At 70.6% G+C, this 22,750-nt stretch carries 29 protein-coding genes and 1 tRNA gene; 20 read left to right on the forward strand and 10 right to left on the reverse strand.

From position 1 onward, the window contains the following. The first annotated feature begins 251 nt into the window (after positions 1-251). On the forward strand, positions 252-1,496 hold the full coding sequence (locus tag HUT19_RS21140; RefSeq protein WP_176181972.1) for a DUF6777 domain-containing protein: 1,245 nt from the start codon (positions 252-254) through the stop codon (positions 1,494-1,496). 135 nt (positions 1,497-1,631) lie between these two features. Then, entirely contained in the window at positions 1,632-2,144 is a 513-nt protein-coding gene (locus HUT19_RS21145) for a potassium channel family protein (RefSeq protein WP_303332595.1), read from the forward strand. Positions 2,145-2,585: 441 nt separating this feature from the next. Here HUT19_RS21145 and HUT19_RS21150 read toward each other — a convergent pair whose 3' ends face one another. The 3 genes from HUT19_RS21150 to HUT19_RS21160 form a co-directional block, all read right to left on the reverse strand. After that, a complete protein-coding gene (locus HUT19_RS21150; RefSeq protein ID WP_217712273.1) occupies positions 2,586-3,056 on the reverse strand; it encodes an NUDIX hydrolase in 471 nt (156 codons plus the stop codon). A 19-nt stretch (positions 3,057-3,075) separates the two neighbouring features. After that, a complete protein-coding gene (locus HUT19_RS21155) occupies positions 3,076-4,293 on the reverse strand; it encodes a helix-turn-helix domain-containing protein (RefSeq protein ID WP_176181973.1) in 1,218 nt (405 codons plus the stop codon). Positions 4,294-4,528: 235 nt separating this feature from the next. Further along, a complete protein-coding gene (locus tag HUT19_RS21160) occupies positions 4,529-4,864 on the reverse strand; it encodes a winged helix-turn-helix domain-containing protein (protein ID WP_176181974.1) in 336 nt (111 codons plus the stop codon). Positions 4,865-5,257: 393 nt separating this feature from the next. Between HUT19_RS21160 and HUT19_RS21165 the strand changes: the two genes are divergently transcribed. The 16 genes from HUT19_RS21165 (at position 5,258) to HUT19_RS21240 (ending at position 15,678) form a co-directional block, all read left to right on the forward strand. Continuing rightward, positions 5,258-5,443, forward strand: a complete 186-nt coding sequence (locus tag HUT19_RS21165; RefSeq protein WP_176181975.1) for a hypothetical protein — start codon at positions 5,258-5,260, stop codon at positions 5,441-5,443. A gap of 137 nt (positions 5,444-5,580) precedes the next feature. Further along, a complete protein-coding gene (locus HUT19_RS21170) occupies positions 5,581-5,766 on the forward strand; it encodes a hypothetical protein (protein ID WP_176181976.1) in 186 nt (61 codons plus the stop codon). A 115-nt stretch (positions 5,767-5,881) separates the two neighbouring features. Next, the gene (locus HUT19_RS21175; RefSeq protein WP_176181977.1) at positions 5,882-6,178 is read left to right on the forward strand and encodes a hypothetical protein; all 297 of its coding nucleotides are present in this window, start codon (positions 5,882-5,884) and stop codon (positions 6,176-6,178) included. Next, complete coding sequence (locus tag HUT19_RS21180; RefSeq protein ID WP_176181978.1) at positions 6,175-6,819, forward strand: GGDEF domain-containing protein; 645 nt, start codon at positions 6,175-6,177, stop codon at positions 6,817-6,819. Before HUT19_RS21175 ends, HUT19_RS21180 begins: the two co-directional genes overlap by 4 nt. Next, the gene (locus HUT19_RS21185) at positions 6,819-7,847 is read left to right on the forward strand and encodes a DUF2637 domain-containing protein (RefSeq protein WP_254885688.1); all 1,029 of its coding nucleotides are present in this window, start codon (positions 6,819-6,821) and stop codon (positions 7,845-7,847) included. The genes HUT19_RS21180 and HUT19_RS21185 overlap by 1 nt, the downstream gene beginning before the upstream one ends. Further along, positions 7,844-8,212, forward strand: coding sequence for an RRQRL motif-containing zinc-binding protein (locus HUT19_RS21190; protein ID WP_176181979.1), 369 nt, complete (start codon positions 7,844-7,846; stop codon positions 8,210-8,212). The genes HUT19_RS21185 and HUT19_RS21190 overlap by 4 nt, the downstream gene beginning before the upstream one ends. A gap of 79 nt (positions 8,213-8,291) precedes the next feature. Continuing rightward, the gene (locus HUT19_RS21195; RefSeq protein WP_176181980.1) at positions 8,292-10,574 is read left to right on the forward strand and encodes a cell division protein FtsK; all 2,283 of its coding nucleotides are present in this window, start codon (positions 8,292-8,294) and stop codon (positions 10,572-10,574) included. 141 nt (positions 10,575-10,715) lie between these two features. Next, a complete protein-coding gene (locus HUT19_RS21200; RefSeq protein ID WP_176181981.1) occupies positions 10,716-10,967 on the forward strand; it encodes a hypothetical protein in 252 nt (83 codons plus the stop codon). A gap of 27 nt (positions 10,968-10,994) precedes the next feature. Further along, positions 10,995-11,189 carry a hypothetical protein gene (locus HUT19_RS21205; protein WP_176181982.1) on the forward strand — a complete coding sequence of 65 codons (195 nt, stop codon included), beginning with the start codon at positions 10,995-10,997 and terminating at the stop codon, positions 11,187-11,189. A gap of 20 nt (positions 11,190-11,209) precedes the next feature. After that, positions 11,210-11,410, forward strand: a complete 201-nt coding sequence (locus tag HUT19_RS21210; protein WP_176181983.1) for a hypothetical protein — start codon at positions 11,210-11,212, stop codon at positions 11,408-11,410. Next, a complete protein-coding gene (locus tag HUT19_RS21215; protein WP_176181984.1) occupies positions 11,407-11,664 on the forward strand; it encodes a hypothetical protein in 258 nt (85 codons plus the stop codon). The genes HUT19_RS21210 and HUT19_RS21215 overlap by 4 nt, the downstream gene beginning before the upstream one ends. Before the next feature lie 24 nt (positions 11,665-11,688). Then, a complete protein-coding gene (locus tag HUT19_RS21220) occupies positions 11,689-12,051 on the forward strand; it encodes a hypothetical protein (RefSeq protein ID WP_176181985.1) in 363 nt (120 codons plus the stop codon). A gap of 90 nt (positions 12,052-12,141) precedes the next feature. Beyond that, a complete protein-coding gene (locus HUT19_RS21225; protein WP_176181986.1) occupies positions 12,142-13,026 on the forward strand; it encodes a bifunctional DNA primase/polymerase in 885 nt (294 codons plus the stop codon). After that, positions 13,023-14,048, forward strand: coding sequence for an AAA family ATPase (locus HUT19_RS21230; RefSeq protein ID WP_176181987.1), 1,026 nt, complete (start codon positions 13,023-13,025; stop codon positions 14,046-14,048). Before HUT19_RS21225 ends, HUT19_RS21230 begins: the two co-directional genes overlap by 4 nt. Positions 14,049-14,131: 83 nt before the next feature. Beyond that, positions 14,132-14,371, forward strand: a complete 240-nt coding sequence (locus HUT19_RS21235; RefSeq protein WP_254886199.1) for an excisionase family DNA-binding protein — start codon at positions 14,132-14,134, stop codon at positions 14,369-14,371. Between the two features lie 11 nt (positions 14,372-14,382). Further along, entirely contained in the window at positions 14,383-15,678 is a 1,296-nt protein-coding gene (locus HUT19_RS21240) for a site-specific integrase (RefSeq protein ID WP_176181989.1), read from the forward strand. Between the two features lie 62 nt (positions 15,679-15,740). On the opposite strand, the gene HUT19_RS21245 is transcribed toward HUT19_RS21240, so the two are convergent. The 4 genes from HUT19_RS21245 to HUT19_RS21260 all read right to left on the reverse strand — a co-directional run bounded on the left by HUT19_RS21245 (position 15,741) and on the right by HUT19_RS21260 (position 17,379). Then, positions 15,741-15,827: transfer RNA gene (locus tag HUT19_RS21245), tRNA-Ser, on the reverse strand. A 70-nt stretch (positions 15,828-15,897) separates the two neighbouring features. Continuing rightward, complete coding sequence (gene tadA, locus HUT19_RS21250; RefSeq protein WP_176181990.1) at positions 15,898-16,398, reverse strand: tRNA adenosine(34) deaminase TadA; 501 nt, start codon at positions 16,396-16,398, stop codon at positions 15,898-15,900. A 52-nt stretch (positions 16,399-16,450) separates the two neighbouring features. Beyond that, entirely contained in the window at positions 16,451-16,969 is a 519-nt protein-coding gene (locus HUT19_RS21255) for a hypothetical protein (protein WP_176187125.1), read from the reverse strand. Between the two features lie 203 nt (positions 16,970-17,172). Next, complete coding sequence (locus HUT19_RS21260) at positions 17,173-17,379, reverse strand: hypothetical protein (RefSeq protein WP_176181991.1); 207 nt, start codon at positions 17,377-17,379, stop codon at positions 17,173-17,175. Between the two features lie 199 nt (positions 17,380-17,578). Between HUT19_RS21260 and upp the strand changes: the two genes are divergently transcribed. Continuing rightward, positions 17,579-18,214, forward strand: a complete 636-nt coding sequence (upp, locus tag HUT19_RS21265; protein ID WP_176181992.1) for a uracil phosphoribosyltransferase — start codon at positions 17,579-17,581, stop codon at positions 18,212-18,214. A 208-nt stretch (positions 18,215-18,422) separates the two neighbouring features. Here upp and HUT19_RS21270 read toward each other — a convergent pair whose 3' ends face one another. Together HUT19_RS21270 and HUT19_RS21275 are read right to left on the reverse strand one after the other, a co-directional pair. Then, a complete protein-coding gene (locus HUT19_RS21270; protein ID WP_254885689.1) occupies positions 18,423-19,076 on the reverse strand; it encodes a LytR C-terminal domain-containing protein in 654 nt (217 codons plus the stop codon). 135 nt (positions 19,077-19,211) lie between these two features. Continuing rightward, on the reverse strand, positions 19,212-19,508 hold the full coding sequence (locus HUT19_RS21275) for a type II toxin-antitoxin system VapB family antitoxin (protein ID WP_003986294.1): 297 nt from the start codon (positions 19,506-19,508) through the stop codon (positions 19,212-19,214). 396 nt (positions 19,509-19,904) lie between these two features. Here HUT19_RS21275 and HUT19_RS21280 point away from each other — a divergent pair, with 396 nt between their 5' ends. Next, positions 19,905-21,389, forward strand: a complete 1,485-nt coding sequence (locus HUT19_RS21280; RefSeq protein WP_176181993.1) for an SDR family oxidoreductase — start codon at positions 19,905-19,907, stop codon at positions 21,387-21,389. A gap of 115 nt (positions 21,390-21,504) precedes the next feature. Here the strand turns inward: HUT19_RS21280 and HUT19_RS21285 are convergent, their stop codons facing one another. Then, on the reverse strand, positions 21,505-22,746 hold the full coding sequence (locus HUT19_RS21285) for a cytochrome P450 (protein ID WP_176181994.1): 1,242 nt from the start codon (positions 22,744-22,746) through the stop codon (positions 21,505-21,507). Positions 22,747-22,750: the final 4 nt, after the last annotated feature.

The following is a 22,750-nucleotide window of genomic DNA, read 5'->3' on the forward strand; positions in this document are numbered from 1 at the left end:
TCCCCGCCGGTCACCAGGACCGGCGTACCAGACCGCGAGGGGCGGCGACCGCCCTCGGACCGAGCGATCGGTCCGGGGGCGGTTCTGCGTTTCCGGCGCGCTCCGGCACCCGGCCGGTCGGGTCGGCACGGCGGTCGGCGGGGCCGGGCGGCCAACTCCCCCGAAGGTGGGGTGGGATGTCAAGGATTCGGGGGACGCGGGGGCGTGTCGCGCGGGCGCAGCATGGGGCCGAGGAACGGAAGGAGTGGGAAATGCGCTCGAGCACCTGGCATCTCACCTCGCGTCGCTCAGCTCTCGTCGTCGGACTTGTCGCCGTGGTGGCCGCCATAGTGGTCGTCGGAATGGTCTCCCCCTCCGGAAAGGCGTCCGGGCAGGCGGTGGCGGCCGAATTCCGCAGGGAACCGGTCGGAAAGACCTCCGTTCCGGCGTTCACCCGGTCCTTCGGTCAGGACCGGAACGATCTGGAGTCGCCTTCCAACGGCGGCCGGGCCTTCCTGGGCAACACCCCGGGTCTGTACGCCGGGTCGTCCGACCGGCAGCCCTGTGACCGCGGGGACCTGATCCGCGGCCTCCAGGCCGACCCGAAGAAGGCGGCCACTTGGAGCCGTATCCAGCACATCGGCTCGGCGAACGCCATCCCTGACTACGTCGACCGGCTGACCGGCGCCGTCCTGCGGTCCGACACCTATGCGAAGGTCTACGGCTCCCGCCCCGGGACGAAGCCCTCGTCCGCCGTCCTCCAGGCGGGTACGGCGGTCCTCGTCAACCAGCGCGGGGTGCCCGTGGTGAAGTGCAACTGCGGCAGCCCGGTGCGGATGGCGGCGCCGCCGCGGGACACCCGGCCGACGTTCACCGGACCCGAGTGGACCGGCTTCTCCAAGAGCACGGTCACCGAGATCCAGTCGGCCCCGAAGGCCGCCAAGCGTGTCGTGATGCTGGGGGTGGCCGGCAAGTCCGAGCTCTTCAAGCGTCCGCTCGGTGACGGCGGTACGGGCGGGGACTCGTCCGAGGATACGGTCCTGGCGAAGGCCGACTACCCGCCGTACCTGGCGATGCCGGGCGAGCAGGGCGCACCGGACCTGCCGGAGGCGCCGAAGCCGGGGGAGACACCGGCCGACACCATCACTCCGCTGGAGACCAAGCGCCCGTCCGGTTCGCCGTCCGGCGGGATGCCGGAGGCGCAGACCTCGGACCAGCCGACGGACCCGGGCCAGCAGCCGACCGACCCGGGCCAGCAGCCCCAGCAGCAGCCCTCGGACCCGAACCAGACCCAGCCGCCCTCGCAGCCGCAGCCGGATCCGAACCAGACCCAGCCGCAGCCGCCGCCCCCACCGAACCAGCCGCCGCCGAACCAACCGCCTCCCAACCAGCCCCCGCCGAACCAGCCTCCTCCCAACCAGCCGCCTCCGCAGCAGCCGCCGGACCAGAACCAGCAGCCGCAGCCGGATCCGAACCAGACCCAGCCCCCGCAGCAGCCCCCGCCTTCCGGCCCGTGAGGCCCCGACCGCAGAGGCAACGTCCCTGAGCGAGGAGCACTCCCCCGACCGGCGTCCGTTCGGTGCGATCCGCGGACGCCGGCCGCGTGCCCCGGCCGCTCCCCGGCCGCCCCGGGCGGCAGCATGGTGCCCATGGTGCTGCCCGGATTCCTGACCAGGACGATCAAACTGCTGCTCGGCCGCGAGGACCGGCCGCTGCACACCCAGGCCGCCGCCGTGGCCACGCTCGTCCTGGGCGCGGTCATGCTGCTGGGCTCCTACGCCGTGGTGGCGGCCGAGCGCGACGCCTCCTCGGCGAACCTCACCAGCTATCCCAAGGCCCTGTGGTGGTCGGCCGAGACGGCGACCACCGTCGGCTACGGCGACTTCTACCCGGTCACCCTCTGGGGACGGCTGATCGCCTGCGTGGTGATGTTCGTGGGCATCACCACCTACGGCATGATCACCGCGGCCATCGCCGCCTGGTTCGTGGGCCGCGAGCAGACGCGCCGGCACCGGCTGGCCGAGGCCGTCCACGACCGCGCCCTCGGCGGCGAGCGCCGGCTGTCCGCCGACGCCGAGGCCCTGTACGAGCGCTTCGACCGGCTCGAGGGCCTGATCGCCACGGGCGGCTCCCGCCGCACCGACGGCGACGACCCCGCGCCCTGATCCAACTACCGGCCCCACGCGGCCCGTTGCCCGCTCCGCCCGCACACGACGAAGGGCCCGGCTCCTGAGAGCCGGGCCCTTCGTTCTTCGAGCGGTAGCGGTGGGATTTGAACCCACGGAGGAGTTGCCCCCTCACACGCTTTCGAGTTCCACACCCGTGGTCGGCGACCCTGAGCGGCGCCGTTCACCTCCGTTCACCACAGTTCACGGGCTGCTTCTGACCTGGGCTGGAGCGTCTGGCCGTACGGCCGTGAACGCGGGTGAACGGAGGCGAACGAGACGGAAACTGAGACGGACGTGGGGTCCTGGGGCTGCAACATCGGGGGGGACAGCCGGGACAGGTCCGTTTGCCGCTGTCCCGGCTGTTTGAGCAGGTCAGGGAGACACCGAGACAGAGAGACAGGGAAGACACTCCAATGTTCCAGCCTCTCCGTACCGCTTCTACGGGAGCTCTCCGTGCTCCAGGTACCCGATGTTGGCGTTGTCCCGAGCTCGCGCTGCTGCGCGGATGCGCCGGGCGAGGCGCGGGATGGTCAGGCTGTCGACATCCTCGACGTGGTGGAAGCCGTAAGCGCGCAGCTCTGCGACCTGGAGGCGGATCTGTGCCCGCAGCTCGCTCGAAAGAACGCCACCGTCGAAGATGTAAAGGATCTTGTCGCCCTCGGCAGGGTTCGGCGCCCAGTCCACGACGAGTAGGCGACCGATGGCAGGCGTGATGCCTAGCTCTTCCTGGACCTCGCGCACACATGCCTGCCGCGGGGACTCGCCAGTTTCGACGTAGCCCCCGGGAATCTCCTGGTAGTCCTTGTACGTCGGCTCCACCAGGAGCACCTGTCCTTGCTCGTCAAAGAACAGCGCGCCCGCTGCAACGCGCGGGCGCGCCATCTTCGCTTCGTGCTCGTTCTCAGTCACGCGTACGAGCCTAACCAGCTCAGACGACCCGAAGCCTCTCGGCCAGGTCGGCGACCGACCGGGAAGGTCGTCCACGGGTACCGCGGACCCAGCCGAGCACGAGTTCACGGCTCATGTAGTGGTGCCGTACCTGCTCAGGGGCAATCTGCTCGGCTTCGAGCACCATGGAGAGCGCGTCATCAGTCCGATTCCAGGCGCTCAGAGCCCGGGCCACCTCAAGGTTGTGCCGCACGCGCCGCTCGGTCGGCAGGCCGCTCGTGTCGAGCTGTTGGCCGACTTCCGCCGCGATCTGCATGTCTCCGAGCTCCCCCGCCGTGGCCACCCGGTGAATCGCCACGTTGGTGGGGCCGAACGCCGTCCACATGTGATTCGCGTCTGCACCGAGTCGCCCAGCCGACTCCTCGGCTTCGCGGAGGAAGGTCTGCGCCGTGGCGCGGTCCTCGGCTCGGGCCGCCGCCATCGAGCCCGTGAGGAAGAGCGTTCCGTACACGGAGAGGTAGGCAGGGGAAGCCTGGCCAAGACGGGGCTGGAGGACCCCAGCCGCGTCGTTCACCAGTTTCACCGCTGTCTCGAAGCGTCCGGTTGACAGGAGACAGTGCGTAACGGACCGGAAGAGTGACCCAGTGACCACGTCGTTCCCGCTCTGCTGCGCGGCGGTGAGCCCCCGGTCCGCCGCGATCCACGCAAGCTCGTTCTCTCCGAGCTTCCCGAGCACCATCGCCGCGCCCTGGTAGGTCATCGCGAGCAGTGCGTGGGCTTCTTCGCGGTCGGTCCCGCTGTACGACCGCGCAGCGACCAGTGCGTCAGCCAGCAACAGCGGAAGCTGCCGGGTGGCGAAGCCGTAGCGCGAGTTCTGGTACGCGTCCCAAACCTCACCGACGTCGGCACGCAGGTCGGCGAGTGCCGGCGGTTCGCTGTCGGTCGCGAGTGTCCCCAGCAAGGGGGTCAAGAGCCTGTAGTCCATCAGCGCCTCACGGAGCGCGGGGACCGTGCGATGCCCGCTCTCGTTGGACCACTCCATGAGCGTCGGTTCCGCGAGCAGGTCGCCGAGGGACACATCCAGTGCATCGGCGAGTGTCCTGATCACTGACAGTCGGTCGAGTTCAATGCGGTTGTTCTCCGCCTTGCTGAGCCAATCCGTGGTGCGGCCGACCAGCCCGGCCAGCACCTCCTGAGACATGCCGCGACGGCGGCGGTACCACGCGACGCGTTCACCGATGGTCAGGTGCTGTGTCATTCCTCGCATGAACCCAGCCTCACGTCAGGTTACGAAGCGACCCCGGAAGGTTTTTCCGGGGTCATAAGAGAGGTTCGCCATAGCGTCGAGAGCGTTCGGCAACGAGACATCCAAGGGGGTGGGCTGGACGTGTACTTGACGGCTCGGGAGCGGCATCAACTGATGGTGGCCCTAAGGGACCTGTCTGCGGAAGTGCGAGGGCTGGCCGATCGGTGTGACCGAGTAGCACACCGCGTCATTCAGACTCGATCCGCTCTTCCAGATGGCGGAGGCGGTCTTTCAGGCCGGTCACGTCGTCCCGGATCGCCTTGATCTCCTGCATGAGGGCAAGGAACTCGGGGCTCGGTGCTTGCTCGTCTGTTGGTTCGGACTGAGCACTCACGAAGTAGCCGCGGGTCGAGTCGGGATGAACGACACCCCACTTGCTCAGCAGCTGAAGCGCCTTGCTGGCGGTACCGGCGGAAACGGCGAAGCGGTCGGCGATCTCGCGGACTGACGGCATTTTGTCGCCCGGCTTGTGCTTGCCCGCCGTGATCTCTTCCCGCAGGTCAGCAGCGATCTTCTCGTTCACGCGGCGCGACTCATCACCAGTTGACGTCATGACGTCGATGGTAGCCAGCCCTTCTTGAGTTCAACCAGCAGTGACAGCACAGTTGATTGTGCTAGCTGTACCGCTTGTGCTAGAACAGTGCCACGGCCGGAGGAGACCGGGACCTGTGGGGATCCCCGCAGGTCAACGGGCCGAAGTGATCGCGTGTTGCTTGAGAACTGCATAGGTCCCAGCCGACGCCGCTGATGGGAGGTGTACGGCACGGCTGGAGGCAGACCACCGGACGGCGCGTAGTGCGTCCCCGAGGGGACGAGGGTGCGACTCCCTCGCCGTCCGCTCTCCGCTCGGCCCATGGCCGAGCGCTGAGGGAGCCGGGACAGACCGTCCCGCACCACTGATCCGAGAGGAGCCCCCATGGGCAAGAAGTTCTCTTTCAAGGCGACCGTGCGCGATGTGCGGACCGGTGAGACCGGAACCGCGCAGGGCAAGGTCGAGGGCGACGACACGTACACCCAGGCGCGAGCGCGCACCGACATCGAGGCGTGGGCGAACACCGTGCCGGGCCGCAACCTCACCGCGACCGACATACAGCTCAGCTGACAGTTGCCCGATCCGCCCGGCCGCGTGCCGGGCGGTGAGGGGAGCCGGACAGCACGGTTCCGATCACCGACATAGAGCGGGGCGCGCCCTCCGCCTGGACAGCACCGGGCGCGCCCCATGACCCCGCGAAGGGATCGATGGTGAGCATATTCCGCTCTCGCACCGACGCACAGTCCGAGACGGTCGCGCAGCTGCACGCTGACGCGCGCCGGGACTACCAGCAGCACAACAGCGCGGAGAACCAGGCCGCGGCCCGTGAGCAGTCCGGGCAGGCCCGCACCGACGGCAACGTCTCGGGCGGCTGCTGGGGCCGCCGCAAGTAGCCGCACGCGGCATTCCTGGTTCCACCCATCTGCGCCCGGGGCGGTCGTCTCTCGCCACAAGACCGCGACCGCCCCGGGCCCTACCCCTGCCTGATCAGGCAGCAGGAGACTGACTATGCGCACCTACATAGGAGATCAAGAGGCCGTCAGCGCCTCGGAGTTCATCGAACTCGCCCTCGGTACACCGCCGGAACTGTGGCTCGGGGTGCCGGGAGAGACCGAGGAAGAGCGCGCAGCGCGGCAGGACGCGGCCCGCGACATCCTCGCCGACGACCCACAGCTGGTCGACGCCGTGTCCCGGCTCGCCGCGGAGGCCATCGCCGTACACGCCCCGGCACTGCTGAACGTCGTCCCCCTGACCCGCCCGGCCCGGCGCCGGTCCCGGGCCTGTGGGCCGGAGGTGGCGGCATGAGCCACGCTCTGACCGCCGTATCCGCCGCTGCCCCACTGGCCACCGGATGGGCCATGCATGGGCTGTGGTTCCGCCACCGCCTCAACCGCGCCCGCCGCGACCCGCTCACCGACCTGCCCACCCGGGCCGCGTTCGAGAAGCACGCCGCGCAGCTGCTGCGCAAGGATCGGTGTGCGGTACTGGTCATCGACCTGGACGGGTTCAAGCAGATCAACGACGTCCACGGGCACGCAGCAGGTGACACCGCGATCCGCGAGACCGGCCAGCGCCTTGCCCAATGGGCCGAGCCGCTGGGCACCGTGGCACGGCTGGGCGGGGATGAGTTCGCCGCCGCGATCTGCTGCCCGGACACCGACACCCTGAGTGGCGAGCTGACGCACCTGCACCAGTGGCTGTGCTCCGTCGTCACGTACGACGGGCTGCCGCTGCCCCTGGGCGCCTCCATCGGTGCCTACGCCCACACCCCCGATGGCCCGGCCGCTGATCTGGCGAGCGCGCTACGGGCCGCGGATGAGGCCATGTACGGGGTCAAGCAGACCGGCGGCGGCTGGACCATCAAGCACACCATCAGCCCGGACTACCGCACGGTCAACGGCCGTCGCGACGGTCGCCGCGGCACCGCCACGGAAGGGGGCTCATAGTGGCTGCCCAGACCGAGACCGGCCCGGTGGCTGCCCCGCAGGTTCCGTCGCTGTCCCGCGCGGAGTTGTGGCTGCTGGGTCTGGTCGGTGCTGCGGGCATCGGCGTGGGCGGATTGGGGTTCGCCGCATCGTTCGACGCGGTATCCGCGGCCGGGGCTCGGTGGGGGTTCCGGTATCCGTGGATGCTGCCCGTCGGCATCGACGCCGCGGTTCCGGTGTTCACCGTGGCCAACCTGCTGCTGATCCGGATGAACATGCCGCTCGCCTGGGTGCGGTTCGTGCCCTGGGTGCTGACGCTGGTCACCTGCTGGCTGAACATCGCGGCCGGACACTCGCTGTCGGCGAAGGTGGCGCACGGCACGATGCCGCTGCTGTGGGTGGTGCTCTCCGAGGTGGCCGCGCACGTCTACGCAGTGCGGATCGGCGCGGTGACCGGTCGCCGCATGGAGCGCATCCGGCGTTCCCGCTGGCTGCTCGCCCCGCTGTCGACGTTCGCTCTGTGGCGCCGCATGACCCTGTGGGAGATCACCTCCTATGCCGACGCCCTCGGCCGCGAGCGCGAACGGCAGCTCGCCCGCGCCGACCTCCGTGAGCGGCATGGGCGGCGGTGGCGCTCGAAGACCCCGCACCGGGAACGCGTGCTGCTCAGGCTCGGCGACCTCGCCCCCGCCAGCGAAGCCGAGCCGGACCCGGTGCCGGCACTTCCGACGGACGAGGCGCAGCCGCCCACGGCCGACGAGTCCGAAGCGAAGTCGAAGCCGCGACGGCGGCCGGGCAAGCCCGCGGCTAAGACCAGTCGGACGGCACGTGGCTTCGAGGAGCTGCTGAGGGAGGCGCGCACGGTCACGGCCGACTGGCCCGAGGAGCGGCTGAAGGCCGAACCCCTCCGCCAGGTGCTCCACTGCGGCGCCCAGCACGCCCGCTCGCTGCGCGACGCGCTGAAGGCCGAACGCGCCGATGACCGTCCGCTGCATGCCGTGGACGAGCCGGAGGAGGACACCGGCCAGACCGAGGGTGAAGCCGCTTGAGGTTGTACGACCCCACCGGCAAGCGGTACGGCGTCCCCACCTACCCATGGGGCCTCGCGCCCGATGGTCTGGCCACCCGTCGGCAATTGCGCGCCAGGGGGCTGCGGCCGGGCGGACAAGGGATCGCCGCGCAACTCATGTGGTCCTCCCGCAGCTACGGCCGTCGGGTGCGAACCGCGTACCTGTACCGCCTCGACCTCGCCAAGCCCGTACGGCCCATGACAGCGGCGAAATGGGCCGCGCTGGCCATGGCGAACGCCGCCCGCCGCTTCTGCCCGCAGTGTCAGCGCGACGCGGGCTACACCCTCCCCACCTCACTTGGGGTCTGCGCGCCGTGCGCTGCTGCTCAAGCACTCGCCGCATAACCCCACGCGGGGCCCGGTCTTCAACCGACCAAAGCGATGCACCGGGCCCCGCTATCCCTCCCAGTTGGAAGGAATCTCAGTGAACCACCCTGACGACGAGAACGAATTCTTCGACCGACTCGAAGCCGAGATAGCCGCCGACTCCTCACCCGACTCTGGGGGTGAGGTAGTCGACTTCAGCAAGGCCCGATCGGCCCGTGCCGAGTCGGCCAACCCCGCCACCCGACCCGACGCCGACGCGTCGCCCGACTCCGAGCCGACCGAGTCGACTACTCCGGACGCCGACCGGTCGGGCGACTCGCGAGACGGTGAGTCAGACGATGCGTCGGCCGTGATGGTCGACAGCCCGGCCCCGGCCGGTCCGGGCCTGATGGACCGGCTCAGGGCCGGGCAGCGGCGCGAGGTGATCCCGGCGTGGGCGACATCCAAGCCGGAGTTCGTCAACGCCATCGGCTGGCTCGGTGGCTACGCCTGGCACACCACCGCCTTCCACGCGGTGCGCCTGCCCTGGTACTCCATCCGACTCGCTTTCCGGGCCCCGGCCGGGCTGGCGAAGTTCGTCGGCGGCACCCTGCGGTGGGTCGCCGACACCGAGGGGGAGCCGCTGCGTCAGGTCGCCGCCCGACGCGAGAACGTCGAGGAGTACCTGAAGCTCTCGCGGCAGCGCGACCACCGGGTCAAGCTGCGCGGCATCCTCCTGCTGCTCGGCCTGATCGTCGGCCCGGTGCTCGCCATCGTGCTGTTCGTACTCGCCCCCACCTGGCTGGAGGTGCTGGCGCTGGCACTGCTGACAGCCGGATTCGGCTTCCTGGGCGCCCCCTCCGACAAGCCCGTCATCTCCCGCGCGGTGGTGACGACCGAGGTGGAACGACTCACCTCCGGCATCGTGGAACGTGCCCTGGGAGCCCTGGGCATTGCCGAGATCAACAAGGCACTCGCCAAGGGCGGGGAGGGCATCAAGTTTCCCGCCCCGATCACCCGGGATGGCCCCGGCTGGCGCGCGGATGTCGACTTGCCGTACGGCGTGACCGTCCCCGACATCCTCGACCGGCGCGAAAAGCTCGCGTCCGGCCTGCGCCGCCCGCTGGGGTGCGTGTGGCCGGAGCCGGTCGCCGACGAGCACGCCGGGCGGATGATGCTGTGGGTGGGCGACCGGGCGCTGAACAAGGTGCCCTCGCCGCCGTGGCCCCTGGCCAAGTCGGGCGCTGCGTCGCTGTTCAAGCCGCTGCCGTTCGGCACCGATCAGCGCGGCCGGAACGTCGACCTGACGCTGATGTACGACAACGTCCTGATCGGCGCCATGCCCGGCATGGGCAAGACGTTCTCCCTGCGGACCCCGCTGCTTGCCGCCGCCCTGGATCCCATTGCTGAGCTGCTGATCTGGGAACTGAAGGGCACCGGTGACCTGGACCCGCTGAAGAAGGTGGCAGCCGACTACGGCTCCGGCCCGGACGACGACACCGCCGCGGCGGCGCTGGATTCGATCCGCTACGTCTACAAGGACCTGGAGCGCCGGGCCAAGGTCATCAGCTCTCTGCCCAAGGACAAGTGCCCGGAGAACAAGGTCATCCCGTCCCTGGCCGCGAACCGCTCCCTCGGGCTGCACCCGCTGGTGCTCGCGATTGACGAGTGCCAGGAGCTGTTCAGCCACGAGAAGTACGGCAAAGAGGCCGGGTCGCTGTGCACGGCCATCATCAAGCGCGGCCGGGCGCTCGGGGTGATCCTGCTGCTGGCCACACAGCGCCCGGACAAGGAATCGCTGCCCCCGGCCATCAGCGCGAACGTGGGCACGCGGTTCTGCCTGCGAGTCATGGGCCAGATCGAGAACGACATGATCCTGGGCACCTCGATGTACAAGAACGGCATCCGCGCCACCTCGTTCACCAGGTCCGACAAGGGCATCGGCTACCTGGTCGGCGCGGCCGACGACCCGCAGATCGTGCGCGGCTACTACCTCGACAACCCGGCCGCTGACGCCATCTGCGAGCGCGCCCGCAAGGCCCGTATCGACGCGGGCACGCTGCGCGGCATCGCCGCAGGGGAGACTCCCGAGCGGCGCGAGGCTGTGGATCCGCTGCTTGAGGACATCCTCGCCGTCGTCCCGGCGGATGAGGCCAAGCCGTGGAACGACGTCACCGTCGACCGGCTCGCCGAGCTGAGGCCGGAGAAGTACGGCGCATGGGGCGAGATGGCCCCGGCGGACAAGGCGCGGCAGCTGACCACCGCGCTCAAGCCGTACGGCGTGGCCACCGGACAGGTGGCCCGGCGGATCAACGGCAAGACCGTCAACCGGACCGGCTTCGAGCGCGCCCACATCATCACCGCGATTGCGGAGCGTGACCGAAACCGCGACGCGGGCTGACCGTGAAGGGTCTCTAGCGCTAGGGGGCGAACCTTCTAGCGCTAGAGACCCCGCTAGCGCCCCATATAGGGGCTGATCAGGCCGCTAGCCGATAGCGGCCCACCTGCGGAAACCCCTCGAACCCGCCCTCGGAGGCACTTCGTGACCCCGACCCTCCTCACTATCACCTGCCTGCTGGCCATCACGCTCGGTTACGCGTCGGTGTGTGCGGCAAGCCCGTTCGGGACCTGCCGCAAGTGCAACGGCTTCGGCTTCGCCACGACTACCGACCGCAAGGGACGTCCCAAGCGCGGTAAGGACTGCCGCCGCTGCAAGGGCCACGGCAAGCGCATACGCGCCGGTCGCTGGCTCTACAACCGCGCCGCCCGCATCCACCGCGACGGCACCCGCTGACCCGCTCCCAGAAAGGGGCCCGTGCCCATGACCGTCACCGTCTCCCTCGTGCTGCTTCTCGCCCTCGGCCTGGGCGCCCTGCTCAAGGGCGGGCACCTGCGCACCGGGGCCGCCGTCACCGCCGTGCTGTTCGGCTTCTACCTCGGCAACACCGACGCCGCCCCGACCGTGAACAAGACCGTCACGTCCATCACGGACGCCATCGCCGACATCGGCAACTGACTACCAGGGGGCCGGTCCACGTGAACGAGTGCATCACGCTCATGGCCGCTGGTGAACTCCGCGACGCCCTCGCCGCCCACCAACGCGGCGACGTGCCCGCGACCCTCGGTGCGCTGATGAGCATCGACCCCGAGTCCTGGCAGGCCATCGAACGCCGCCTTGCCTCCCTCGGCGGCAACCTCCCCGACATCCTCGCCGCTCTCCGAGGAGAAACCCCGTGACCCCCGAACTGATCACTGCCGCCGCGCTGCTGGCGCCCGGCGCGATCCTCGGGCCGGTGTGCCTCGCCGGACACCGCCGCGCCCGCCGCCGAGACGCCGTCGAAGCCGCGGTGTGCGCCGCCTACCGGCCCGGCCCGCCCGACGAGGGCCCCGAGCCCCCGCCCAAGGGCCGCATGAAGGGCAAGCCCCAAGCCGCGCCAGTCCGGCTCGCCCAGGTCATCGACTTCCCCACCAACCGCCGCAACGCGGCCTGAACACAGTCCACAGGAGTGGCCACCATGCCGCAGCAGACCATGCCCGCCGCCGAACTCTCCGAGGCGGCTGCCGAAGCCATCCGCCAGCTCAACCACGCCACCCTCAAGTGGGGCAGCGGCTTGGAGTACCCGGGCGACGCGTACAGCACCGTCGCCAACCTCAAGACCCTTGTGCAGCGCCTCCCGCAGACCTTCGAGCAGATCCTTGCCTTCCTCGCCGACCTACACGACGGCGGTCACCTGCGCAGCGACCGGGACCCGAACGCGGATGACGACATGGCAGCCGTCAAGGCTGCCCTCGACTGGGCGGCGGACGATGCCCGGAACCTCGCCGGATCCCTCGACAGCGCGCACTCCGCGCTGAGCCCCATCGGCTACACCGCATAGCTGCACCGGGGCGGTCGCTCTCTCGCCAAAGACCGCGACCGCCCCGGCCCTACCCCAATCCGTCCGAAGACAGACAGGAGAACCCCAAGCATGCCCCAACCCGCACGTCCCGCACAGATGGCCTCGGCGCTGGACGCCGCCGCCCGCGGTTGGCACGTTTTCCCGGTCATTCCTGGTGACAAGCGCCCGGCGGTGCGCGCGTGGGAGGAACGCGCGACCACCGACACCGCGCGCATCGAACGCTGCTGGGAGCACGCCCCCTACAACGTCGGCATTGCCACCGGCCCGTCCGGGCTGGTCGTGCTCGACCTCGACACCCCCAAGGGGGAGCAGGACACCCCGCCGGCCGAATGGGCGGCCCCGGGTATCGCGACTGGGGAAGACGTGCTGAGCGTCGTGTGCGAGCAGCACGCGCAGCCCTACCCGCACCAGACGCACACCGTCCGCACCGGGCGTGGCGGCACCCATCTGTACCTGACCGCCCCGGCCGGGGCGGAGATGCGGAACACGGCGGGCAAGCTCGGCTGGAAGGTGGACACCCGCGCGGCGGGCGGCTACGTCGTCGGTGCGGGCAGCATCGTCAACGGCCGCGCGTACACCGTCATCCATGACGCCTCGGCGGCCCCGCTCCCGCGCTGGCTGGCGGAGCTGCTGCGCCCGGCCCCGCTGCCCCCGCAGCAGCCCGTTACCGTCCCGCTCGCGACCGACCGCCACGGTGCCTACCTCCGCCGCGCGGTCAAGGACGAACTGGCCAGGGTCACCCGCTCCCCAGACGACGGCCACAACACCGCGCTGTACCTCGCGTCCGTCGCTCTCGGGCAGCTCGTCGCCGGAGGCGAGCTGGCGGAGCACGACGTGACCGAATGGCTCGCTGCGGCTGCCGCCCAAGTCGGCCAGAGCGACCGCGAGGCACGGCGCACCATCGCGTCCGGTCTGCGGGCCGGTGCCAAGCGGCCCCGGCAGGTGGCGGCATGACCAACCCCATCCCGCCGCTTCACCTGTACTCCGTCCCCCGCGAGCCCGCCCCCGACCAGCCGCCCCCGCTGCCAAGGCCGCGCACCGCGTGGACCGCCGATCAACTCATGGCAACCGAGTTCCCCGAACCCCGGTGGGCCGTGCCCGGCATTCTCTCCGAGGGCGTGAACCTCCTCGCCGGACCGCCGAAGGTGGGCAAGTCCTGGATGTCCCTCGGTTTGGGCCTGTCCGTCGCCGCCGGAGGCAAGGCGTTCGACAGCGTGCCCGTCGACGGCGGCCCCGTGCTCTACCTCGCCCTGGAGGACACCCCGCGTCGCCTCCAGACCCGTATGGGCAAGCTGCTGGGCGGTCAGCCCGCCCCGGCTGGGCTGACTCTGGTCACCGAGTGCCCGCCGCTTCCCCAGGGCGGGAACGAGGCCATCGCTGGATGGCTCGACCGCAACCCGGACGCCCGCATGGTTGTCATCGACGTGTTCGCCAAGATGCGCGGCGCCTCCGTTCCCGGAGCCTCCGCGTATGACGCCGATTACGCCGCTGTCGGCCATGCCAAGCGGCTCGCGGACCATTACGGCGTGGCCGTCGTCTTGGTGCACCACGTCCGCAAGGCAGGCTCCGACGACTTTCTGACCGAAGTCTCCGGGACCAACGGCCTTGCGGGGGCGGCAGACGCCACGCTCGTGCTCAAGCGCGCCCGAGGGCAGGCAGACGGAGTTCTGCACGTCACCGGCCGCGACGTGGACGAAGCCGAATACGCGCTCTCCTTCCAACCCGCCTCCGGCGCCTGGCACCTGCTGGACGGGCCCGTCACCGACCACACCATCGGCGACACCCGCGCCAGCATCCTCCGAGCGGTCCGCGCCAACCCCGGCGCCAAGCCCAAGGAGATCGCGGAGGCGACCGGCGTTGAGATCGGTCTTGTCCGCAAGACCTGCACCCGCATGGCCGACGACTGCCAGCTCAGGCGTGACTCGGGCGGGGCCTACTTCGCCCCCGGAGCCGGGACAGAGGAGGGGCAGGCATGAAGTGTCCCGGCTGTCACTCTGTCCTGCCTCCGCATGTGACCTGCGAGAACAGCCGGGACAGCGCTGAATCGGAGCTGTCCTGGCTGTCCCGGCCGGACGAGGCCACCAACCCAGAGCCTGAGTTCGATCCCACATTGGTCCTGCTCACCGTCGAGGAAGCCGCCCGGCGCCTCCGTATCGGCCGTACCTACTGCTACCGCCTCATCAGGACGGGAGAGCTTGAGTCCGTGCCTGTCGGCCGTCTGCGCAGGGTCCCGGTCGATGCCGTGCCCGAGTACGCCGCACGGCTCCGGAAGTCCAACCGCAACCGCACCGCCGCTTGAGGAGCCGAGTCATGGCAGACGAGAAGAAGCGCACGCGGAGGCCGAACGGGGCTTCCAGCATCTACGAGGGCAAGGACGGTAAGTGGCACGGCCGCGTCACCGTTGGTGTGAGGGACGACGGGACCCCGGACCGGCGGCATGTCGAGCGCAAGACGGAAACTGAGGTCATCAAGGCAGTCCGCAAGCTGGAGAAGGAGCGGGACGCGGGCACCGTCCGGAAGCCGGGCAAGCCCTGGACTCTCAAGGGATGGCTGACCCACTGGTTGGAGAACATCACCGCGCCGCCCGTGGTGAAGCCCTCCACCTACTCCAGCTACCGCGTCGCGGTCACCAAGCACCTCGTTCCCGGCCTGGGTGGCCACCGCCTCGACAAGCTTGAGCCGGAACACCTGGAGCGGCTGTACGCCAAGATGCAGCGCGGGGGCCTCAAGCCCGCCACGGCTCACCAGGCGCACCGGACGGTGCGGGTCGCGCTCGGCGAAGCGTTGCGGCGCGGGCACGTCGGCCGCAATGTGGCGACCCTGGCCAAGGCACCCCGCATCACCGAGGAGGAGGTTGATCCGTACTCGGTCAAGGAGGTTCAGCACCTCTTGGAGGAGGCGGGGAAGCGTCGGAACAGTGTCCGCTGGGCCATCGCACTCGCCCTCGGGCTGCGGCAGGGGGAATCCCTCGGGCTCCAGTGGGCGGACGTGGACTTCGAGGGCCAGGCGCTCCGCGTCCGGCGCAGCCGCCTCCGGCCGAAGTACGCACACGGGTGCGCTGGCGACTGCGGCAGGAAGTACCCCGGGTACTGCCCGCAGCGCCTCCAGGCGAACGAGGACACCGACGACACCAAGTCGCGGGCCGGGAAGCGGATCATCGGCTTGCCGGAACAACTGGCCCAACTGCTCAAGCTGCACCGCGAGCAGCAGGCCAAGGAGCGGGAGGCGGCCGGAAGCCGGTGGCAGGAAGGCGGATGGGTCTTCACCACCGAGACGGGTGAGCCGATCAACCCCCGGACGGACTACGACGAGTGGAAGGAACTGCTGAGCGCGGCGGGAGTGCGGGACGGCCGACTGCACGACGCCCGGCACACCGCCTCTACGGTGCTGCTGATCCTCGGGGTCCCTGAGCGGACCGTGATGTCCATCATGGGGTGGTCGTCGTCGGCGATGGCCGCGCGATACCAGCACGTGACGGACACCATCCGGTACGACGTGGCGAAGCGCGTGGATGGCCTTCTGTGGCAGCGGCCGGAGGGTGAGCCGGGCAGCACTCCGGAAGCGCCTGAGAACGGCCCCGCGGACCCCAAACGAGACGGAAACTGAGACGGAGCGCGACAAGGGCCCCGACCTGATCAGGTCGGGGCCCTTGTCTTTGCACTTCACAGCGGTAGCGGTGGGATTTGAACCCACGGAGGAGTTGCCCCCTCACACGCTTTCGAGGCGTGCTCCTTAGGCCGCTCGGACACGCTACCGAGGGAGAGCCTAGCGGACGGGTGGCCGGGAACCGAAATCGGTTCCGGGCGGGGATGGGGGCGGGGTGGGTCAGGGGGCGCGGAAGAAGGCGCTGAGGGGGGCCGCGCATTCGGTGGGGAGGACCCCGGCGATGACCTCGGGGCGGTGGTTGAGGCGGCGGTCGCGAACGACGTCCCAGAGGGAGCCGGCCGCACCGGCCTTCTCGTCGGCCGCGCCGTAGACCAGCCGGTCCACGCGGGACAGGACGATCGCCCCCGCGCACATGGTGCACGGCTCCAGGGTCACCACCAGGGTGCAGCCGGTCAGGCGCCAGCCGCCGAGGCGGCGGGCGGCGGCGCGGAGGGCGAGGACCTCGGCGTGGGCCGTGGGGTCGCCGTGGGCCTCGCGCTCGTTGCGGCCGCGGCCGAGGACCGAGCCGTCCGGGCCCAGTACGACGGCGCCGACCGGCACGTCCCCCGTTTCCGGGGCCCGTACGGCCTCCTCCAGCGCGAGGCGCATCGGGATGCGCCAGGGTTCGCGCAGGGGGTCGGGGTCGGGGCCCGGCGGGCTGCCGGTCAGCGGATCGGTCATGACACCAGTGTCGGCGACTGGGCGACGGGAGAGGGGGGGCCGCGGAGCGCGGTCAGCGCACCGCCTCCAGCCCCTCCATGCTGCAGCCCAGCATGTCGGCGATCGATTCGAGCGCGTCCCCTTCCAGGGCCTTCAGCTCCTTCTCGTCCATGCCGAGGTCGGCCAGGATGTCGCCGTCGCCGAGCGGGCCCACCGGGACCGGTGCGTCGGGGTCGGCGTCTTCGTCGTCCCGGTCCGGCTCGCCGTCCTCGGTGCCGTCGAGGTCGACGAGGCTGTCCAGGTCGTCGTCGGGGTCACGGCCGAGCAACTCGTCGGTGAGCATCGAACCGTACGAGGTGCGGGCGGCCGCGGCCGCGTCGGATACATAGATGTGCGGGTCGTCCTCGCCGTCCACGCGGACGACGCCGAACCACGCGTCTTCGTGCTCGAGAAAGGCCAGAACCGTGTCGTCGTCCTTGGAGGCTCCACGGGCCAGTTCGATCAGATCGGTCAGGGTCTCCACGTCATCGAGCTCTGTGTCGCTCGCTTCCCACCCTTCTGCGGTGCGCGCGAGCAATGCGGCGAAGTACACCGTGACTCTCCCACTGGTCATAGGCGTGCCGGGGCGGGCGGGACAGTGTCCCGCCCCAATCGGAATCGTGGCAGAAACCGTCGCTTCGCGAGAGGTCTTCCGCGCTGCGTCGTGCACCAGTCCAAAGAGATGTCGCTCACGCGGACCGGGGGTGAACCGGCCCGGAGGCTGCCTCCGGTGGGGTGCGAGCACTCATTCAGGCTTCACCAGCCGAAGGTCCGCATGTGTATCGCCTGGCGCATCCGGGCCGAGCGGGTCCGCTGCGGGCGGACCTGGTTCCTTATCGCCCGGGCCTCGTTGAGCGCCCGCAGGAAGCGGTCACGGCGGCGGTGCCGCTCGGCGGTGCTCTCCTTCTTCTCCCGGGGCGCGGCGTCGGCCGCCGCTCCGGTCCGGCTGTTCCGGTCTGCCATGGGCCACATCACCCCTCGGGCCGAGTCCGCGCCCGGACAGCGACCGGGCACTCCTGCCCACTTTCCCCCGAATCGGCGGTTTGATGCCACTACCGCGACAGACGGTTGATGAGGCGACGGTCAGGTAGGGGCGAGGCCGGACGCGATCGGAGGGTCACCGGGGGTGGGCGGGGGCCGTGGCTCGGTTAGTGTCGACGCCATGCGGATCCATGTCGTCGACCACCCGCTGGTGGCGCACAAACTCACCACGCTGCGCGACAAGCGCACCGACTCCCCCACCTTCCGGCGGCTCGCCGATGAGCTGGTGACCCTGCTCGCGTACGAGGGCACGCGCGATGTGCGCATCGAGCCGGTCGACATCGAGACCCCCGTGAAGCCGACGACCGGGGTGCGGCTGTCGCATCCGCGCCCGCTGGTCGTGCCGATCCTGCGGGCCGGTCTGGGCATGCTCGACGGCATGATGCGGCTGCTGCCGACGGCCGAGGTCGGCTTCCTCGGCATGGTCCGCGACGAGGAGACGCTCAAGGCGTCCACCTACTCCACCCGGATGCCCAGCGACCTCTCCGGCCGTCAGGTCTACGTCGTGGACCCGATGCTCGCGACGGGCGGGACGCTGGTCGCGGCGATCAAGGAACTGATGTCGCGGGGCGCGGACGATGTGACCGCGCTGTGTCTGCTGGCCGCGCCGGAGGGCGTGGCGGTCATGGAGCGCGAGCTGGCGGGCGCGCCGGTGCGGGTCGTCACCTCGTCCCTCGACGAGGGGCTCAACGGACAGGGCTATATCGTCCCCGGGCTCGGAGACGCGGGCGACCGGATGTACGGGGCCGCCGGCTAGCTAGTGCCGCGTCAGCCAAGGTTCGCCCCGCTCGCCGCCCCGGCACGCACGTTCGCTGCGTTGGCCGGAAGCCCGAGCAGGCCCATTACGAGGGCTTCCGGCCGCCTTGCGATCGCACGCACCAGGACCGCCTCGCTACCGGGCAAACCTTGACCGACGCGGCACTGGGCCGGACTCGGGGCGGCGGGCGGCCGGAGCCGCCTCGCCGTCAGCGGCACGGTGAACCCGAGGGCGCCGGCGTGGGCTCGGTCAGTGCGGCCAGGGCCTTGTCGGCGTCCTTCTGTTTCACCAGGTCCTTGAAACCGCTGCCGATGATCAGGTCGACGTCCTTGCCCTTGCGTGTGTCGTTCTTGGTCTTCGCCCCGGCGAGCTGGGTGCCGAGCACATTGAACGCGCCCTTGGTGGCGCCCGGGGCGCCGAGCAGTATTCCGGGGGCCTTGATCTTCTTGTCGTACTCGGACGGGGCGTTGCCCACCTTGCCGATCTTGAAGCCGCGCTTCTTGAGCTCGTCCGCGGTGTCCTTGGCGAGACCGGAGCGCGGGGTCGCGTTGTAGACGTTGACGGTGATCTCGGCGGGCTTCGGCGGTGAGCCCGCGGTACGGCCGGTCCGCGGGTTCTCGTCGTGGCGCTGGTCGCGCTTGCAGTCGGCGCTGCCCCGCGCGGTGCGCACGGTATCGCCGTCACCGCCCGAGAAGACATCGATGAGCTGGAGCGTTCCCCAGCCGACCAGGCCGAGTACCACCGCCGAGCCGAGGGCGGCGAACGCCAGCCGACGACGGCCGCGCGGTCGCCTCATACGCGGGTAGCGGTCGCCCGTGATGCGGTACTTACCGCCCATCCCGGGAGGGGTCAGCATGCTCATGTGCGCAGCGTAGTGCGGCCTGGTGGCGATGCCTACTAAATGATCAATGGTTAGTGCTCAGGCCAACCCGAAAGGGCCAACACGGGAGGCCGCGGCGAGGCGGGACGGGGGGCGTCCGAGCCCGGGCCGGGGTGGTCAGCCCAGCTCGAGAACGCGTGCGTGCAGGACCTGGCGCTGCTGGAGCGCGGCGCGGACCGCGCGGTGCAGCCCGTCCTCCAGATAGAGGTCGCCCTGCCACTTCACGACATGGGCGAAGAGGTCGCCGTAGAACGTCGAGTCCTCCGCGAGCAGCGTCTCCAGGTCGAGCTGCTGCTTCGTCGTGACCAGTTGGTCAAGACGTACCGGGCGTGGGGCGACATCCGCCCACTGGCGGGTGCTTTCCCGTCCGTGGTCGGGATAGGGCCGACCGTTTCCGATGCGCTTGAAGATCACACGGAAAGCCTACCGGGCAAGCGGCTCCCGGCGCAGCCAAGGCGCCGGAGTGCCGGGGGCGGGCCCTCCGCATGCCAGGAAGAAAATAGGAAAAAATTCTTGAAAAGGGACTAGGCGCTCAGGGGGGCCAGGAGTAACGTAAATAACAGCCTGCGGGGCGAGCGAGGGAGCTCGACCGGAGGGACGTTCAGGACAGAGGACTTTGGTTCTCCGGAACGTCCTCTAGATGGTCTGGCTGAGAGGCCTGAAGGTCGGGGAGACCGGAAGGCGACCTCCACTACCTGATACGGACAATGCCGCCGAAGGGAGCCCACCTCGTAGGTTTTGTCCTGCCCGGCCCGGACGCGCCCGCCGCGTCCGTTTGCGCCGGGCTTCTTCGCGTCCAAGCATGGCTGCATGAGCTGTCTGGTCACCGGAGCCACCGGCTACATCGGCGGGCGGCTGGTGCCCGAGCTGCTGGCCGCGGGTCACGAGGTGCGCTGTCTCGCCCGCTCGCCCGGGAAGCTGCGCGATCATCCATGGGTCCGGCAGGTGGAGACCGCCCGCGGTGATGTGACCGACGCGCCGTCCCTGGACGCGGCGATGGAGGGCGTGGACATCGCCTACTACCTGGTGCACGCGCTCGGCACCGGGCCCGGCTTCGAGGAGACCGACCGCCGCGCGGCCCGGATCTTCGGGGAACGGGCCCGCGCCGCCGGGGTCCGGCGGATCGTCTATCTGGGCGGGCTGACCCCGGCCGGGGTCCCCGAGAGCGCGCTCTCCCCGCATCTGCGCTCCCGGGCCGAGGTGGGCCGGGTGCTGCTGGAGTCCGGGGTGCCGACCGCGGTGCTGCGCGCCGGGGTGATCATCGGGTCCGGCTCGGCCTCGTTCGAGATGCTGCGCTACCTCTCCGAACGGCTGCCGGTCATGGTGGCGCCGCGCTGGGTGCGCACCCGCACCCAGCCGATCGCCGTCCGCGATGTACTGCGACTGCTCGTGGGGTGCGCGGACCTGCCGGACGAGGTGCACCGCAGCTTCGACATCGGCGGTCCGGACGTCCTCACCTACCGGGACATGATGCTGCGGTACGCCACCGTCGCCGGACTGCCCAGACGGCTCATCCTGCCGGTGCCGGTCCTCACCCCTCGGCTGTCCAGCCTGTGGGTCGGTCTGGTCACCCCCGTGCCGGGCGCCATCGCGCGTCCCCTGGTGGAGTCGCTGCGGCATGAAGTGGTGTGCGCCGAGCGGGACATCACACGGTACGTACCCGACCCGCCGGGCGGTCCGATCGGGCTGGACCGGGCGCTGGAGCTGGCACTGCGCCGGATCCGCGACGCGGACGTGGCCACCCGCTGGTCCTCCGCCGCCACCCCCGGCGCGCCCAGCGATCCGCTGCCGACCGACCCGGACTGGGCGGGCGGCAGCCTCTACACCGACCACCGTGAGCGTCCCGTGGCCGCCGCCCCGCAGGACGTATGGCGGGTGGTGGAGGGCATCGGCGGGGAGAACGGCTGGTACTCGCTGCCGGTCGCCTGGGCGCTGCGCGGCTGGATCGACACCCTGATGGGCGGTGTCGGGCTGCGCCGGGGCCGCCGGGACGCGACCCGGCTGCGGGTCGGGGACAGCCTCGACTTCTGGCGGGTGGAGGAGATCCGGCCGCCGCGGCTGCTGCGGCTGCGGGCCGAGATGCGGCTGCCGGGCCTGGCCTGGCTGGAGATGCGGGTGGACCGGGACCCGGCGGGCGGAACGGTCTACCGGCAGCGCGCGATGTTCCATCCGCGCGGGCTGGCCGGACATCTGTACTGGTGGGGCATCTCGCCCTGGCACGCGCTGGTCTTCGGCGGGATGGCCCGGAACATCGCCGCCAAGGCGGAGGCGGACGGGACGGCCCCGGCCGGCTGACGCGCCCGTTCCTGCTTCGTCCCTCCCTCATGCGTCCGCCCGCGCTCCGGAAGCCGCCCGCGCCCCGGCAGTCGCCCGCGCCCCGGCAGTCGCCCGGCTGACGTGCCGCGCCCCCTCAGTCGCCCGGCTCGCGCAGTCCGTCGAACGCCAGGGGCAGATGGCGCGGCCCGCGCAGCACCGCGTTGCGGCGGTACTCCGGCGGGTCCTCCAGCAGCCGCGGATTGTCGAGCCGCCGGGCCAGCGCGGTCAGCGCGAGCTGTGCCTCCAGCCGGGCCAGCGGGGCGCCGAAGCAGCTGTGGATACCGCTGCCGAAGCCCAGGTGCTGGTTGTCCCTGCGCTGCGGATCGAACCGGTCCGGCTCCAGGAAGCGCTGCGGGTCGCGGTTGCCGGAGGCCAGTACGAGCCAGACCGACGCGCCCTTGGGGATGGTGACGCCCGCGATGTCGATGTCCGCGAGCGGGGTGCGCTGGGGCAGCAGCTGTACCGGGGGCTCGAACCGCAGCAATTCCTCCACCAGCGGGACGGCCAGATGGGGACGTGTCCGCAACTGGGTCAGGACGTCCGGGTTGCGCAGCAGGGTCAGCATCCCGTTGGTGATCAGGTTGACGGTGGTCTCATGGCCCGCGACCAGCAGCAGCGCCGCGGTGCTCAGCAGCTCCGCCTGGGTCATCTGCCCCTCCGGGCCGTGTCCGGCGGCCAGGGCGGAGAGCATGTCGTCCCCGGGGGCGCGGCGCCGCTCCTCGATCAGCTCGGCCAGGTACAGCCCGAGTTCGCTACGCGCCCGCTGGGTGACGCGGCGGCGTTCGGCGGCGTCCTCGTCCGGGTCGGGGTCCAGACCGGCCGCGAGGGTCTCGGCCCAGTGGTGGAAGCGCGGTTCGTCCTCGCGCGGTACGCCCAGCAACCGGCAGATCACGGTCACCGGGAAGGGGTACGAGAAGTGGTCGACCAGATCGATCCGGTCGCGGTCCGCGAAGCCGTCGATCAGCTCGCCGATGATGCGGGTGAGTTCACCGCGCATGGCGTGGATCCGGCGCGGGGTGTGCGGCGGGCCGAACGGGGTCATCGCCAGCCGCCGCAGCCGGTCGTGCTCGGGCGGGTCGAGCCGCAGGAAGGCGGGCGGCAGCGCGGGGTCCTCCTCATCGGCGAGGGTCTCGGCGGCCTGCGGGTTGAGATTGCGCGCGTCGGAGCTGATCCGCGGATCGTGCAGCAGCCCGTGGATCTCCCAGTAGGTGCTGACGATGTACGGGCCCGCCTCGTCGTGCAGTACGGGTGTCTTGCGCAGCTCGGCGTAGACGGGGTACGGGTCGGCGCGGTTGGCGTAGTCGGTGATCTTCCGCAGCAGCGAGCCTTGCGTCATGGCT

The sequence above is a fragment of the Streptomyces sp. NA02950 genome, assembly GCF_013364155.1.
Classification (GTDB): Bacteria; Actinomycetota; Actinomycetes; order Streptomycetales; family Streptomycetaceae; genus Streptomyces.